This is a genomic window from Streptomyces sp. NRRL F-5727 (assembly GCF_000719555.1).
Lineage (GTDB): Bacteria > Actinomycetota > Actinomycetes > Streptomycetales > Streptomycetaceae > Streptomyces.
The window spans coordinates 321,404-335,802 of the sequence record NZ_JOGX01000004.1; the positions used below are offsets into that span (position 1 = coordinate 321,404).

The 14,399-nt window shown below is 75.4% G+C and carries 12 protein-coding genes; 6 read left to right on the forward strand and 6 right to left on the reverse strand.

Features of this window, described 5'->3' with window-relative positions; all coding sequences use genetic code 11:
- From IF73_RS0105205 to IF73_RS0105215, 3 genes are read left to right on the forward strand one after another with little or no spacing between them, the layout of a single operon-like run.
- Nucleotides 1-1,230 carry an ROK family transcriptional regulator gene (locus IF73_RS0105205; protein WP_031003892.1) on the forward strand — a complete coding sequence of 410 codons (1,230 nt, stop codon included), beginning with the start codon at nucleotides 1-3 and terminating at the stop codon, nucleotides 1,228-1,230.
- A 60-nt stretch (nucleotides 1,231-1,290) separates the two neighbouring features.
- Nucleotides 1,291-1,689: a nuclear transport factor 2 family protein gene (locus IF73_RS0105210; protein WP_031003894.1), complete on the forward strand. Its 399-nt coding sequence runs from the start codon at nucleotides 1,291-1,293 to the stop codon at nucleotides 1,687-1,689.
- Between the two features lie 55 nt (nucleotides 1,690-1,744).
- Complete coding sequence (locus IF73_RS0105215; RefSeq protein WP_031003896.1) at nucleotides 1,745-2,113, forward strand: hypothetical protein; 369 nt, start codon at nucleotides 1,745-1,747, stop codon at nucleotides 2,111-2,113.
- Nucleotides 2,114-2,135: 22 nt separating this feature from the next.
- Here the strand turns inward: IF73_RS0105215 and IF73_RS0105220 are convergent, their stop codons facing one another.
- From IF73_RS0105220 to IF73_RS0105230, 3 genes are read right to left on the reverse strand one after another with little or no spacing between them, the layout of a single operon-like run.
- On the reverse strand, nucleotides 2,136-2,525 hold the full coding sequence (locus IF73_RS0105220; RefSeq protein ID WP_031003897.1) for a DUF4440 domain-containing protein: 390 nt from the start codon (nucleotides 2,523-2,525) through the stop codon (nucleotides 2,136-2,138).
- An 8-nt stretch (nucleotides 2,526-2,533) separates the two neighbouring features.
- Nucleotides 2,534-3,046 carry a DinB family protein gene (locus tag IF73_RS0105225; protein WP_031003899.1) on the reverse strand — a complete coding sequence of 171 codons (513 nt, stop codon included), beginning with the start codon at nucleotides 3,044-3,046 and terminating at the stop codon, nucleotides 2,534-2,536.
- Nucleotides 3,047-3,088: 42 nt separating this feature from the next.
- Nucleotides 3,089-5,371 (reverse strand): MMPL family transporter, encoded by a 2,283-nt coding sequence (locus IF73_RS0105230; protein WP_051716532.1) that lies wholly within the window; start codon nucleotides 5,369-5,371, stop codon nucleotides 3,089-3,091.
- 151 nt (nucleotides 5,372-5,522) lie between these two features.
- Between IF73_RS0105230 and IF73_RS0105235 the strand changes: the two genes are divergently transcribed.
- A complete protein-coding gene (locus tag IF73_RS0105235) occupies nucleotides 5,523-7,370 on the forward strand; it encodes a glycoside hydrolase family 15 protein (protein WP_031003903.1) in 1,848 nt (615 codons plus the stop codon).
- Between the two features lie 18 nt (nucleotides 7,371-7,388).
- On the opposite strand, the gene IF73_RS0105240 is transcribed toward IF73_RS0105235, so the two are convergent.
- Nucleotides 7,389-7,754, reverse strand: a complete 366-nt coding sequence (locus IF73_RS0105240) for a cupin domain-containing protein (RefSeq protein WP_031003905.1) — start codon at nucleotides 7,752-7,754, stop codon at nucleotides 7,389-7,391.
- Nucleotides 7,755-7,929: 175 nt separating this feature from the next.
- Here IF73_RS0105240 and IF73_RS0105245 point away from each other — a divergent pair, with 175 nt between their 5' ends.
- Both IF73_RS0105245 and IF73_RS0105250 read left to right on the forward strand, forming a co-directional pair.
- A complete protein-coding gene (locus IF73_RS0105245) occupies nucleotides 7,930-8,367 on the forward strand; it encodes an SPW repeat protein (protein WP_031003907.1) in 438 nt (145 codons plus the stop codon).
- 188 nt (nucleotides 8,368-8,555) lie between these two features.
- The gene (locus IF73_RS0105250) at nucleotides 8,556-9,845 is read left to right on the forward strand and encodes an ATP-binding protein (RefSeq protein WP_031003908.1); all 1,290 of its coding nucleotides are present in this window, start codon (nucleotides 8,556-8,558) and stop codon (nucleotides 9,843-9,845) included.
- Between the two features lie 3 nt (nucleotides 9,846-9,848).
- Here IF73_RS0105250 and IF73_RS0105255 read toward each other — a convergent pair whose 3' ends face one another.
- On the reverse strand, nucleotides 9,849-10,760 hold the full coding sequence (locus tag IF73_RS0105255) for a carbohydrate kinase family protein (protein WP_031003910.1): 912 nt from the start codon (nucleotides 10,758-10,760) through the stop codon (nucleotides 9,849-9,851).
- Between the two features lie 5 nt (nucleotides 10,761-10,765).
- Nucleotides 10,766-14,368, reverse strand: a complete 3,603-nt coding sequence (locus IF73_RS0105260) for a glycoside hydrolase family 32 protein (protein WP_031003912.1) — start codon at nucleotides 14,366-14,368, stop codon at nucleotides 10,766-10,768.
- Nucleotides 14,369-14,399 lie beyond the last annotated feature (31 nt).

The window sequence follows — 14,399 nt, forward strand, 5'->3', positions numbered from 1 at the left end:
GTGCGCCCCGCCCCCGAGTCCCCCGCCGACGTGCGGCGGCACAACCTCGCCCGCGTCCTGCGCCACCTCGCCGACCACGGCCCCTCCTCGCGCGGCGAGGCCGCCGCCGCGACCGGCCTGGCCCACGGCTCCCTCACCGCGCTCGCCGCCGACCTCGTCGGCCGGGGCCTCGTCCGCGAGGCCGGGCTCGTCGCCGGCGGCGGACGCGGGCGGCCCCGGCGGCATCTGGAGACCGTGCCCGAGCGGGTGGTGTCCGTGGCGGTCCGGGTCACCCGGGAACGGCTCCACCTGGCCGTCGCCGACCTCGCCGGACGTCTCGGGCACCGCGCCGACCTCCCCCACACCACCCCCGACGGCGATCCCGGCGCCCTCGCCGACGCCCTGGCCGACGCCGTGCGGGAGACGGCGGCCACCGCCCGGGCCGCGCACCCCGGGGCCCACCTCGCCGGCACCTTCGTCGCCGTGCCCGGCCCCGTCACCGCCGGCGGCCGGATGTTCTCCACCGACTTCGGCTGGCCGGGCCCCGTGGACCTCGGCGCCCTGCTGCGGGACCGGCTCGGCGCCACCGCCGGACCCGTGCTCCTCGCCAACGACGCCAACCTCGCCGCGCTCGCCGAGTACCGCGCGCTGACGGTCCGGCGCGGCACCGCGCCGCGCTCCCTCGCCTACCTCAAGGCCGACGTCGGGGTCGGCGGCGGGCTCGTCCTCGACGGCCGGATCGAGGCCGGCGGCCACGGCGTCGCGGGCGAGCCCGGCCACATGCCGGTCGCCTTCGACGGGCCGCCCTGCGCCTGCGGAGGGCGCGGCTGCCTCGCCCTCTACCTCGGCCCCGAGGCGCTGACCGACGCGGCCGGCCTCGGCGGCCTGCGCGCCGGGCGGGGCACCGAGGCGGCCGTCGCCGCGCTCGGCGCGGCCCTGGCCGCGGGGGAACCGGCCGCCGTCGCGGCCCTGGACGCCGCCGGGGAGGTGCTGGGCGCGGCGGTCCTCGCCGTGACGAGCCTCCTCGACGTGGACGACGTGGTGCTGGGCGGCTACCTCGCCGACTGGCACCCCTGGCTGGTGCGCGGCCTGGAGGCCCGGCTCGCCGGCCGCAGGACCCTGGCGGCGGGCGCGGCCCCGGTGCCGGTCCCGCTGCCCGGCGTGCTCGGCGCCGACGCCCCGCTGCGCGGCGCGGTGGCCCTGGCCCGCGACACCGTGCTCGCCGACCCCGCCTCCGTACCCCCGCGTTGACCGCCGGCCCGGCGGCGCCAGCGGGTGCGGGGCACGGGGCGCCGTGGGCATGATGAAGGCATGACCGACCGGGACGACTTCCTGACGTGGGTCAGGACCGACCTCCAAGCCGCCGAGCGGGCGCTGCACGACGGGGACCCGGCGCCGCGCCGGGCGCTCTGGTCACGGCGCGAGCCGGTGAGCGTCCTGGGCGCCTGGTACAACGCGCTCGGCCAGGAGGACGTGGACACGCTGTTCACGGCGCTCGCCAAGCGCTTCTCCGGCTGTACCTCCTACCGCATCGAGGTGCTGAGCCACGACGTGGTCGGCGACGCCGCCTACACCGCGTGCCTCGAGCACATCTCGACGTCGGTGGACGGGGAGGCCCGCACCTACACGCTGCGCGCCACCCAGACGTACCGGCGCGAGGACGGCGCCTGGCGCGTGGCGCACCGGCACGGCGACCTCGTGCAGGCGTGACCGGCGCCCGCGGCCGTAGAATCGACGGCCGGCGGACGGGGGGAGGCGACGGCACATGGGGTGGACCGCCAAGGAGTTCGTGGGCGGTGTGTTCCTGCTGGGCCCCGGGCTCGTCCTGATCGTGGCCGGGATCGTGTGGAAGGGGCGGGCCGTGCGCCCGTTCGCGGCCCGCAGGGCCGGCCGGATGGCGCACGCGGCGTACGTCCGGGACCTGGAGCGCGCCGTGGAGCAGGCGATCGTGGCGGCCCGCCGCGCCGCCGGGGACGGCGAGCCCGCGATCGTCACGGTGGCGGACGTGGAGCGGCTGGCGCGGGAGCGGTACGGGCACGAGCACGTCGAGCGGCAGCACGCCGCCGCCGCGCTGCGCCGTGGCTTCCGGCGGTACGGCTGCGCGGCGGACTGCGTGACGGACGCCTACGTCTGAGCGCGGCCTCCGGACGGTGGGTCTACGCCGGGTCGGCGGCGCCCGGCACGGGCGTGCCCTGGTGGTGGAAGAGCCGGAGGGTGCCGGCGGGGTCGCGGCGCCAGACCGAGGAACGCCGGGCGTGCCGGCCGTCGATGACGGTCTCGTAGGTGAGGTGGACGACTCCGGGGGCGAGGACGGTGCCGGCGAAGGCCGTGGCGGTGATCGGCGGGCCGTCCTCGCCGCCGTGCAGCTCGGCGAGGGCGGCGAGCATCTCCGCGCGCGTCCAGAGCCGTCCCGAGGCGCCGGTCTCCGTGAACTCCGGGTCCAACAGCTCCTCGGCGAGCGGCCGGGACCGCCGGACGGCGGGGTCGTGGAGGAGGCGCTCGCGGGTGATCGCCTCGGCGACGTCGGGGTGCTGAGGTGTCGTCACGGTGCTCGTCACTCCCCCGTCGCGCCGTCGAGGCGCTCGCGGAGCAGGTCCGCGTGGCCGTTGTGCCGGGCGTACTCCTCGATCATGTGGGCGAGGACGTAGCGGACCGAGTACGTCTCCTCCCCCCGGGTGCCGGTGGCGTCGAGCGACGGGGCCGCGTCCACGATCGCCCGCGAGCGGGCGCACTCGGCCTGCCACACGGCGAAGTCGGCCTCGGCGTCGGCGTGTTCGACGTCGAAGTCGGCCCAGTCGGTGGAGCCGGGCGGGGTCCAGGGGCTGCGGCTCTCCTCCCCGGCCAGCACGTTCCGGAACCAGCCGCGCTCGACCTCCGCGGCGTGCCGGACCAGTCCGAGCAGGGACAGCCCCGACGGCGGCACGGCCCGTTCCTTCAGCTGCTCCGGGGTGAGCCCGGAGCACTTCCAGGCGAGGGTGTCCCGCTGGAACTGCAGCATGGCGGAGAGCGTGGCCCGCTCGTCGGCCCCGGCGAAGGGCACGTGCGTACGCTGGTCGTTCTGGATCATGACGGCATTCTGCCTGGTCACGCCCGTCCCGTCCGCCGGATTTCAGGTGCCGGACGGCGTCGTGGCGGCCTCGTCCCGCTTGACGGCCTCCTCGCCCTCGGTGTCCAGGTGGGGCAGGATCCGGTCCAGCCACCGCGGGGTCCACCAGGCGTGCCTGCCGAGCAGGGTCATCACGGCGGGGACCAGCAGGAGCCGGACCACCGTCGCGTCGATGAGGACGCTGGCGGCGAGACCCAGGCCGAGCATCTTGACCACGATGTTGTCGGAGACGATGAAGGCGGCGAAGACGCTGACCATGATGAGGGCGGCGCAGGTGATCACCCGGGCGGTGATCTCCAGGGCGTGCGCGACGCTGGCCTTGGAGTCGCCGGTGCGCAGCCACGCCTCCCGCACCCGGGAGAGCAGGAAGATCTCGTAGTCCATGCTCAGGCCGAAGACGATCGCGAACATCATCATCGGCACATAGCTCTCGATGGGCACCTTCCCGGAGACGCCGAGCGCGGGTCCGCCCCAGCCCCACTGGAAGACGGCGACGACCACACCGTAGGAGGCGGCGATCGAGAGCACGTTGAGGACGGCGGCCTTGACCGCGACGAGGAGGCCGCGGAAGACCGTGAGGATCACCAGGAAGGCGAGGGCGACGACCACGGCGATGATGAGCGGCAGGCGGCTGGAGACGAGGTCGAGGAAGTCGACCTGGGCGGCGGTCGTCCCGGTGACGTAGGTCTGCGCGTCCGTGCCGGCGACGGCCTGCGGGAGGACGTCGTCGATGAGGTGGTTGGTGAGGTCGGTGGTCCGTTCGTCCTGCGGGGAGGCGACCGAGTAGGCGGTGCCCACGAGGACGTCGCCGTCGGCGGTGGCCTTCAGCGGGGTGACGGAGGCCGCGTCGGGCACGCCGGTGAGCGCCTTCTGGAGGTCGGTGGCGAGCTGGGCGCGGTCGGCGGACGGCACGGCGGACTGGTCGACGACGAGGGTGAGGGGGCCGTTGGCGCCGGGGCCGAAGGCGGTGGAGATCAGGTCGTAGGCGCGGCGGTCGGTGAAGGACTTCGGGTCGGCTCCGTCGCCGATGTGGCCGAGCTGGATGAAGAGCAGCGGAAAGGCCAGGACGAGCAGGGCGACGACGCCGCCGACGAGGAAGTACCAGGGGCGCCGCTCGACGCGCTGGGCGTACCGGTGCCAGGTGCCGTGCGCCTCCGCTCCGGGCTCGGCGTCCGTCTCGGCGACCGGTCTGCGGACGTGGTAGCGGTCGATGCGGCGGCCGGCGAGGCCGAGCAGGGCGGGGACGAGGGTGAGCGCGGCGAGGACGGCGGTGACGACGGTGAAGGCCGCCGCCAGGCCGAGTTTGCCGATGAAGGTGACGCCGGAGACCCACAGGCCGGAGAGGGCGATGACGACGGTGCAGCCGGAGACGAGGACCGCGCGGCCGCTGGTGGTGGTGGCCAGGCCGGCGGAGTCGGCGGGCTCGTGGCCGTTCATGACGTTCTGCCGGTGGCGGGTGATCAGGAACAGCGCGTAGTCGATGCCGACGCCGAGGCCGATCATGGTGGCCAGCGTCGGCGAGACGGTGCCGAAGGTGAACGCGGCGGCGGTGAGGCCCAGCAGGGCCAGTCCGCAGATCGCCCCGATCAGCGCGGTGACCAGCGGCATCACGGCGCCGATCACGCTGCCGAAGCCGATCAGGAGGACCACGATCGCGACGGCGAAGCCGATGGCCTCGCTGGTGCGGTCATCGGCGGCGGGGCGGGCCAGCTCGCCGAGCGGGCCGCCGTACTCGACGGTGACGCCGGCGTCCCTGAGCGGCTGTACGGCCCCGTCGACTCCGGTCAGGTAGTCGGTGCCGAGCGTGGACGGGGGCACGCTGAAGCGGACGGTGATGTAGGCGGTCTTGCCGTCGGTCGAGAGCGGGCCGGTGTTCGGGGTGGTGGAGGAGGTCGGGGGCGGTGGGGTGCCGGGCGGCGGCAGCGGGTTCTGGGCGCCGATGACGTCCGGCAGCTTCTCCAGGGCGGCGACCGTCGAGTTCACGGCGGACGCCTCTTCGGTGAGCGGCTTGGACGGGTCGTTGAGGACGATCTGGGCGCCGTAGCCGCCGGCCGCCGGGTCGTGCGCCTCCAGGACGGACAGGCCGTCGGAGGACTGGGCGCCGGGAAGGTCGAAGTCGTCGGAGTACTGGCCGCCGACCGCCCGGTCGGTGATCTGCAGTCCCACCAGGGCGGCGAGCCAGAGGGCCACGACGACGACGAAGTGGCGGGCGCACCAGTGCCCGAGGCGGTAGAGACGGCTCTGCTTCGCGGGGCGGCCCTGCCGGGCCGCGGGCGTTGCTCTCATGGCCCTGCCATGTCCGGTTACGCGCGTCCCCGAGCGGCCCTTGCTTCCTCACTTCCCGCCGGTTCGTCGTTCTCCGTCCATGGTGCGCCCGCCGTCCGGCGACGGCATCTCGCCGGAGGCACGACGGGGCACGGTCGCCGATAGTGGGGGGATGAAGCGCTATCCGCTCATCGCCGAGCACGGTCTCGTGGGCGACCTCCAGACGGCCGCGCTCATCTCCGACGAGGGCGTGGTCGACTGGTTCGCGGCGCCCCGCTTCGACTCGCCCGGGGTCTTCTCGGCACTCCTCGACCACGACCGGGGCGGGTACTTCCGGCTCTCCGTCGACGGGCCGGACGTGACGGTCAAGCAGCTCTACTACCCGGACACGGCGATGCTCGTGACCCGGTTCATGTCCCCGGACGGGGTGGGCGAGCTGATGGACTGGATGCCGCCGGACCGGACCGGCCGGGCCACCGACCGGCACACCCTGATGCGGGTGATGCGGTGCACGCGCGGAAGCGTCGTGTTCACGCTGGAGTGCCGGCCGCGGTTCGGCTTCGGGCGGACGCCGCACGAGACCCGGGTGGACGGCCGTACCGCGTCCTTCCGCTCGGCGGCGATGGCGGGCTTCCTCCAGACGAACGTACCGCTGGAGCAGGACGGGCCGTCCGACGTGCGGGGCCGGCTGCGGCTGGTCGAGGGCGGGACCGCCGGGGCCTCGTTCACCGTGGACGGCCCCCAGGCCGCGCCGCCACCGCTGCCGGACGTGCGGGAGGTGGAGGCGGCGCTGTGGGACGCCGTGGACTTCTGGCAGCGGTGGGTGCGCACCGCGCGGTACCGGGGCCGCTGGCCGGACATGGTGCACCGGTCGGCGATCACGCTGAAGCTGCTGACGTATCTGCCGACGGGCGCGCCGATCGCGGCGCCGACGCTGGGCCTGCCGGAGCAGGTGGGCGGCGAGCGGAACTGGGACTACCGCTACACCTGGGTGCGGGACGGCTCGCTGGCCGTGCGGGCCCTGCTCGACCTGGGGTTCGCGGAGGAGGCGACCGCGTTCACGGAGTGGCTGACGACGCGGGTCACCGAGCGGTCGACGGGCCCGGCGGGCGGGCGGCCGCTGCAGATCATGTACCGGGTGGACGGGGATCCGTGGCTGCCGGAGGAGGTCCTCACGGAGTTCGAGGGGTACCGGGGTTCGGCGCCGGTCCGGGTCGGCAACGCGGCGGCGGACCAGCTCCAGCTCGACGTCTTCGGCGAGTCGCTGTACGCGCTGGCGCAGGGCACCGGCCAGGACGTCCAGCCGACGTACGACGGGTGGCGGGCGGTGTCGGGCATGCTCGACTGGCTCGCCGAGTCCTGGGACGCGCCCGACGAGGGCATCTGGGAGACCCGGGGCGGCCGGAAGGACTTCACCTTCAGCCGGGTGATGTCCTGGGTGGCCTTCGACCGGGGCCTGCGGCTGGCCGAGGAGTTCGGCCGCCCGGCGGCCCTGGACACCTGGCGGGCGGCCCGGGACGAGATCTTCGCGCAGGTCATGCGGCGCGGCTGGAGCGACCGGCGCGAGGCCCTGGTGCAGTACTTCGGCGGGGACGTCCTCGACGCCTCCCTCCTGCTGATCCCGCGCACGGGTCTGCTCGGGCCCACCGACCCGCGGTGGCTGAGCACCCTCGACGCGATCGAGCGGGCCCTCGTCCGCGACAACCTGGTCCACCGCTACGACCCCGGTGCCGCCCCCGACGGACTGCGCGGCGCCGAGGGCACGTTCAGCCTGTGCACCTTCCTCTACGTGGACGCGCTGGCCCGGGCCGGCCGGGTGCGCCAGGCCCGTTTCGCCTTCGAGAAGATGCTCACGTACGCCAACCATGTCGGCCTGTTCGCCGAGGAGATCGGCCCGACGGGCGAACAACTGGGCAACTTCCCCCAGGCGTTCACCCACCTCTCCCTGATCATGGCGGCGACGACGCTGGACGAGGCCCTGGACGCGACCCTGGACACGCCGGCCGCGCGTCCAGGGTAGGGAACCGGTCTTCGCCGTTCAGGAGGACTTCGCGTAGTCGCCGAAGCCGACCCAGTCGAGGGCCACGCACGGTTCGTCGCCGACGACCCAGGCGTCGTGGCCGGGGGTGACCTCCATGAAGTCGCCGGGGCCGAACTCGTCTTCCTCGCCGGAGTCCATGACGACGTGGATGCGGCCGCTGACCACGTATCCCACGTGCGACGCCTGGCAACTGTCCGTCCCGGCGATCGGCTTGACGTGCTCGGACCACTTCCAGCCCGGTTCGAAGACGGCGCGCCCGACGGGGCCGTGTTCCGTGCCGAGCAGGTCCAGCCTGCCCTTGTCGCCCTCGAAGGGGCGGGTCTCGTCCGCTTGGTCGAAGCTTCTTCGTACGATGCCGGTCATCGTCTCGCCTCCCGGCGGTGCGCGGGTGCCCCGAGTCCTCTCTCAGCGTACGCCGGGGCGGGCGGCCGCTCTCGTTCCCGCTTCACATAAGGAACATATAAGCGCACAATGGGACTGCGGCCTCGTGCCGCGAGCGCGGTCCGACACGCAGCACGCCAGCAAGGAGGCGAGTCACATGGCCGACGTCTCTCACCGTCACGGTGACATCTCGGGACACCCCGACGCCACGGAGATGCGCGACCGCTACGCGCAGATCATGCAGACCAGAGGAGTGGCCGCCGTCGAGGAGCTCGTGATCCTCGCCGGCGTCTGGATCGCGGTCTCCGCTTACACGGTCCACTTCGCGGCCGCCAGGCCGGAGCTGGCCATCACCAACCTGGTGGTCGGCATCGCGCTCGCGGTCCTCGGCCTGTGCACGTCGATGGCCCCGGAGCGGTCCCAGGACCTCAACTTCGTGGTCCTGCTGCTCGGCGCCTGGACGATCGTCGCCCCATGGGTCGTCACCCGGAACCCCGACACCGGCATGGTGCTCAGCAATGTCATCGCGGGCGCGTGCGTCTGTCTGTTCGCCCTCACCGCGGGCGGACTGCTGATGAGCAAGCGCAGGACGTGAGGCTGCACCTTCCCGTCCCCACGGCGGCGCTCCCCCGGGAGCGCCGCCGTACGCGTGTCCGCGCCGCTCCGCCCAGTGACGGACCGGCGCGTTTCCCCGTCCCGCCTTGTGCAGGATGGCGCAGGCCCCGCCGCCCGGCCCCCGCCTAGCCTCGCCGCAACAAGAGCACACGAGGGGCGGTACCACCGGTGAACTGGCACATCCACGACTACCGCGAGAGCGATCTCGCCGCCGTCGTCCATCTGATCGACACCACGGCCGAGCTGGGCCAGGAGTCCGTCTTCTCCCTCGCCGAGTGCATCGGCGCCCTCACCTCCCGCCAGCCGGCCGTCGTCGCCGTCCACCAGGGCGTGCCGATCGGGGCCGCGCTCGCCTCCGTCTCCGGGGAGCGGGCCTGGGTGATGCGGATCGCCATCGCCTCCGCCTGGCGCGGCCGGGGCCTGGCCAGCGCCCTCCTGGTGGAGCTGGAGCGCAAGCTGGTCGCCGCCCGGGTGGGCCGCATCGCGTACGTCCTGCCGGAGGAGGAACTGCTCGGCGAGGGGCTGCTGAACGCCGGCTACACCCGCCGGCCGGCCGTCGCCTACTTCGAGAAGACCGAGCCGCTGCACGGCCCCGCCGCCGGCCTCCTGGACGATCTCGGCGGCCGGCTGCTCCCGGGCGACCTGTGGGCGAAGGTGGCCGGCATGGAGCGGGAGAAGGACCTGATCGAGCGGCGGGTGGTGCTGCCGCTGGCCGAGCCGGAGCGGGCCGGCCGGCACGGGGTCCGGCCGCCGCGGGCCATCTGCCTCTTCGGCCCGCCCGGCACCGGCAAGACGACCTTCGCCCGGGCGGTCGCCTCCCGGCTGGGCTGGCCGTTCGTGGAGATCCTGCCGTCGCGGCTGGCCGACGGCGGCAACCTGGCGGCGGCGCTGCGCTCGGCCTTCGCGCGGATCGCCGAGCTGGACCGGGTCCTCGTCTTCATCGACGAGGTCGAGGAGATCGCCCCGGTCCGCACCGAGCCCGCGCAGCCCGGCGGGCTGCACGGCGTCACCAACGAGCTCCTCAAGCTGATCCCGGGCTTCCGGGAGCGCGACGAGCGGCTCCTGGTCTGCGCGACCAACTCGGTCCGCTCCCTCGACCCGGCCTTCCTGCGGCCCGGCCGCTTCGACTACCTGATCCCGATCGGTACGCCGGACAAGACCGCCCGGGCCGCGATCTGGTCCCGCTACACGGACGGCCGGCCCGAGGTGGACATCGACGAGCTGGTCCTGGCCAGCGACCTGTTCACCCCCGCGGACATCGAGCACGCGGCCCGGGTCGCCGCCCAGGCGTCCTTCGAGCGGGATCTGCTCGCCGTCGGCGGCCGGGACGCGGACGCCCCGGCGCCGGGCGCGAGCACGGCGGACTACCTGGCGGCGATCGCCGCCGCCCGCCCGACGGTGACGCCGGAGCTGGTCGAGGCGTTCGCGGCGGACATCACCAGCCACGCCCGGACCTGACCCTCACCCGGCCGCGAGCGCCGCGTCCAGCTCCGCGCGGTCCGGCGGCCGGGCCCCGGCCCGGGAGACCGTGACGGCGGCCGCCGCCCCGGCCCTGGCCAGCAGCCCGGCGAGGTCGTCGGCGCCGAGCACGGCGAGCCCGGCCCGGTCGCGGCCGGCCAGCGCGTCGAGGACGGCCGACATGAAGGAGTCGCCCGCGCCGACCGTGTCGACGACGGCGACGGGCGGCGCCCCGGCCGCCACGGTGTCCCCCCGGGTCACCGCCAGCGATCCGGCGCCGCCCCGGGTGACGAGGACGACGGCCGGGCCGAGCTCCAGCCAGCGCGCGGCCACCGCCTCCGGGGACTCACCCGGGTAGAGCCAGGCCAGGTCCTCGTCGCTCGCCTTCACCAGGTCGGCCAGGGCCACGCACCGCTCGACCCGGGCCACGGCCGGACCGTGCTCCCCCATCAGCGCGGGCCGCACGTTCGGGTCGTAGCTGACCGTGGCCGTGTCCCTGAGCCGCCCGGTCAGGGCGAGCACGGTGGCGGCGCCCGGCGCGGTGACGGCCGCGATCGAGCCGAGGTGGACGTGCCGCACCGGCCCCCCGGTCGCCGGCGGCCCGTCGGCGGTCAGCGTCCAGGCGATGTCGAAGGCGTACGCCGCCTGGCCGCGCTCGTCGAGGGAGACGACGGCCGTCGGGGTACGGGCGGGGGCGCCGCCGACGGCGATCCGCACCCCGGCGCCGGTGAGGTGTCCGGCGATCAGCCGCCCGGCGTCGTCGTCGGCGAGCTGGGTGAGGAGGGTGGTGTCCCGGCCCAGCCGGGCGAGGCCGTAGGCGACGTTCGCGGGGCTGCCCCCGGCGTGGACGACGTCGGCGGCCCCCGGCTCGCGGACGATGTCGGCGACGCACTCGCCGATCACCAGGAAGGACATGCGGTTCACAGCTCCTTGGCGTAGGTGTCCTGGTGGCCGGCCCGGCCGCCGAAGACGTTCAGGCCGACGTGTCCGGACGCGAAGGCGGCGCCCGGGTCGGTGAGGTCGATGATCCCGCTTCCGTCGAGGAAGACCCGGATCCGGGTGCCCTGGTGGACGACCCGCAGGTGGTACGTGACGCCGTGCCGCACGAGCAGCGACACCCTGGCGAGGGCGGCCGCGTCGTCGAAGGAGCCGCCGCGCCGGACCACCAGCCGGACGGCCCGCAGGTCGGGGTCGACGTTGAGGACGTAGCCGTCGGCGCCGTCCGCGGAGGCCCGCCAGAGCAGGGAGGCGGCGCCGCGCACCCCGTCGGCGCCGCCCAGCCGCAGCAGGGTGGTGAGTTCGAGGTCGGCGAAGCGGCGGGTCGAGAGGGCGTCGCTGTCCCGGTCGAAGACGCAGGTCAGGCCCGCTCCGGTGGGCGCCCAGCGGCCGGCGGGCGTCACGGTGAGCGCGCCGAGGTCGGTGCGGAACTCCCCCGGCGGAGGCGCGGCGGGCAGGGTCCGCCCGGGGGCGCCGCCGACCCGGCAGGTGGAGCCGAGCGGGTGGTGGGCGAGGGTGACGAGCCGGACGGCGCCGCCGTCGGCGGTGAAGGAGAGGCCGGCCGCGTCCGGGTCCGGCAGCACCAGGCCGGTGAGGACGGCCTCCCCCGCGCCGCCGAAGACCTCCACGGAGGAGGAGTCGACGAGGATCCGCAGCCGGACGGTCCGGCCGCCGCCGTCGGGCGCGGCGGCGAGCGGGGCCTCGGCCCGGCCGGCGAACCAGCGGGTGAAGTCGGTGCGCCCGGAGTCGGCGCGGTCGAGGTACAGGCGGCCGCGCCCGGGGTCGTAGCCGACCCGGACGGCCCGTCCCTCCTTCCCGCGCAGCAGGAAGGCGCAGTCCGTGGCGGCCCCCTCGGCGGGGAAGGCGAGTTCGGCCTCGATCTCGTAGGCGGTGCCGGTGAGTCCGGCGCACGGGTCGGGGAGGCCCGGGCCGGCGGTGAGGCCGGTGCGGACGGTCGATCCGGCGCGCAGGGCGGCGAGTTCGGCGACGGGCCACTGCCGCAGGACGGGGTGGCCGGCGGGTCCCGCCGCGAGGGAGAGGACGCGCGGCACGCTGTGCTGGCCCTGCCAGGGGCCGGTGGGGGCGCTGAAGGGGTAGTCCCAGTTGGTGGTCCAGCCGAGCCAGATCCGGCGCCCGTCGGGGGTGTTGTCAAAGGTGATCGCCGCGTAGAAGTCGCGGCCGTGGTCGCTGCGGAGCCAGCCGCCGGGGGCCTGGTCCGGGGTGAAGGCGGTGCCGTCCCAGGTGCCGGTCAGGTACACGGCGGCGGAGCCGTCGGTGGCGCGGACGGCGCCGGTGGAGAGCGTGAGGACCCAGGCGGTGCGGCCGGGGTCGCCGTCGACGGGCAGCGGGAAGAGGTCCGGGCACTCCCAGACGCCGGCGGTGACCCAGGGGCCGTAGCCGAAGGAGCTGACGTGGGTCCAGTGGAGCAGGTCGCGGGAGGTGAGGAAGCGGACGTGGTCGCCGCCGGAGACGACCATCACCCACTGGTCGCGGGCCTCGTCGCGGAGCACCTTCGGGTCCCGGAAGTCCCAGCCGCCGTCCGGTCCTCCGGGGTTCCCGACGAGCGGCTCCGCGCCGCCGTACCACTGCCAGGAGCGGCCCCGGTCGGTGCTGTAGGCGGCCCGCACGGACTGGTTCCCGCCGATCCGGTCGGGGTGGTGGCTGGTGTAGTACGCGATCAGGCCGGACCCGCCGTCGAAGAGACCGGACGCGTCGTGGAGGTCGGCGACGGCGCTGCCGGACCAGCAGTGGCCGTACGCGTTCCAGTCCAGGGCGCGCGGCAGGGACCGCCAGTGCAGCAGGTCGGTGGAGACGGCGTGCGCCCAGCGTCCCTGGTCCTGGTGGAAGAGGTGGTACTCGCCGTCGAAGCAGACGAGCCCGTTGGGGTCGCTGGCGGAGCCGGACCGCTGGGAGTGGTGGAAGGCGGGCCGGTACGGCTCGGTGAAGTGGTCGCGGGAGTCCACGGCGTACACCTCCCGGAAGAAGGCGGTGCCGCCGTCGGCGACGAGTCCGACGGTGCCGCCGGTGGTGGCGGCGGGGGCGCTGTCGATGACCCGGACACCGTCGGCGTGGACCGTGAACTCCCCGTCCAGAAGGTGGACTTCGAGGCGCACGAGGTCGCCGTCCCGAAGCGGGCGGACGGGCGGCGGGGCGCTGGCGAGGAGGGTGCCGCGGGCGTGGTCGAGGAGCCGGACGGCGCCGGCCTGCCGGTCGAGGAGGACGGCGTGCCCGCGGACCAGGAGGCCGGCGGCGCGGGCGCCGGCGAGCCGGACGTCGGCGGAGACGACGAGGCCGGGACCGGCCGGGGCGGGCGCGGTGCGGACTCCGTCGTGGCCGCGGAGGCCGGCGAGGTCTCGGGTCCACGTGCCCGACTCGGTGGTGCCGCCCGGGAGTTCGGCGGCGCCGGGCGCGGTGACGTTCTCGTACGACACGCGTCCGTTGTAGGCCAGCAGGCCGTGCCGGCCGGAGAGGTGGGGGTCGGGGTCCGGGTCCTCGGTGTCGATGACGGGGGCGTAGCCGTCGGGGCGGAGGAAGTCGCTCTGCCAGTGGACGCGCAGCCGGCGGCCCTCGGCCTCGACGCGGAGGCGGTGGACGGTGCCGGGGAGGACCGGGACGGCGTGGCTGGCGAGGGTGGTGTTGCCGTCGACGCGGTAGAGGCGCAACCGGCCCTGGTTGGGGTCGACTTCGACGGCGTAGCCCCGGCTGCCGGTGGCGTCGGCGCGGACCAGGAGGGCGGCCACCGCGTAGGGGTCGTGGACGACGACGTCGGCCTGGAGGGAGGTGTCGTACGCCTCCTCGGCGGCGAGGGTGCGGAGGTTGGTCCCGGCGGGCGCGTCGGCGGTGAGGCCGAGCGGGGTGGGCGTCCAGCCGGGGTCGCCGGTCCAGCCGGTGAGGTCGGTGGTGACGGTCCAGGCGCGGGGCGGCCCGAGGAGGACGGTGCCGGCGGCGGCGAACAGGCCGGTGTGGCCCGCGCGGTGGCGGTGGTCGTGCACCGCGAGCACCGGGCGGCCGTCGACGTGGACGGTGAGCGCGGGCCCGTCGGTGGCGACCTCCAGGAGTTCGCCGGGTCCGGCGGCGCCGGAGGCGAGGACGGTGCCGTCGGCGAGGTCGGTGAGCCGGACCTGGCCGTTGGCGGGCTCCAGGGTGAGGGCGTACCCGGCGGAGCCGTCGGCGGCCGCCCGCAGCACGAGTCCGCCCCGGGCGTTCGGCGTCGCCGGGTCGGCGGCCACCCGGAGGGCGACGCCGGATCGGGCGCCGGTGCGGTGCTCGGTCATCGCGAGCGCGGTGCCTCCGGCGGGGGCGGCGGCGCGCTGCCCTCCGTCGGCGGTGCGCTGCCAACTCCCCCGGTACGGAAGGGGGTCGGGTACGGGCGAGGTCACCGCGCCGAGCGGCGCGGCCGTCCGCCGGCGGGCCCGCGGGGCGGCGCCGGCCGGTGCGGCGGTCAGGGCGAGGGGCAGGGCGGCGAGCGTCCCGGCGGCGAGCACGGCCCGCCGGGAGGGGGTGGCGGGGGAAGGGACGGAAATCATGGGGCCTCCTCGGCGGTGGGTGGCGCATGAG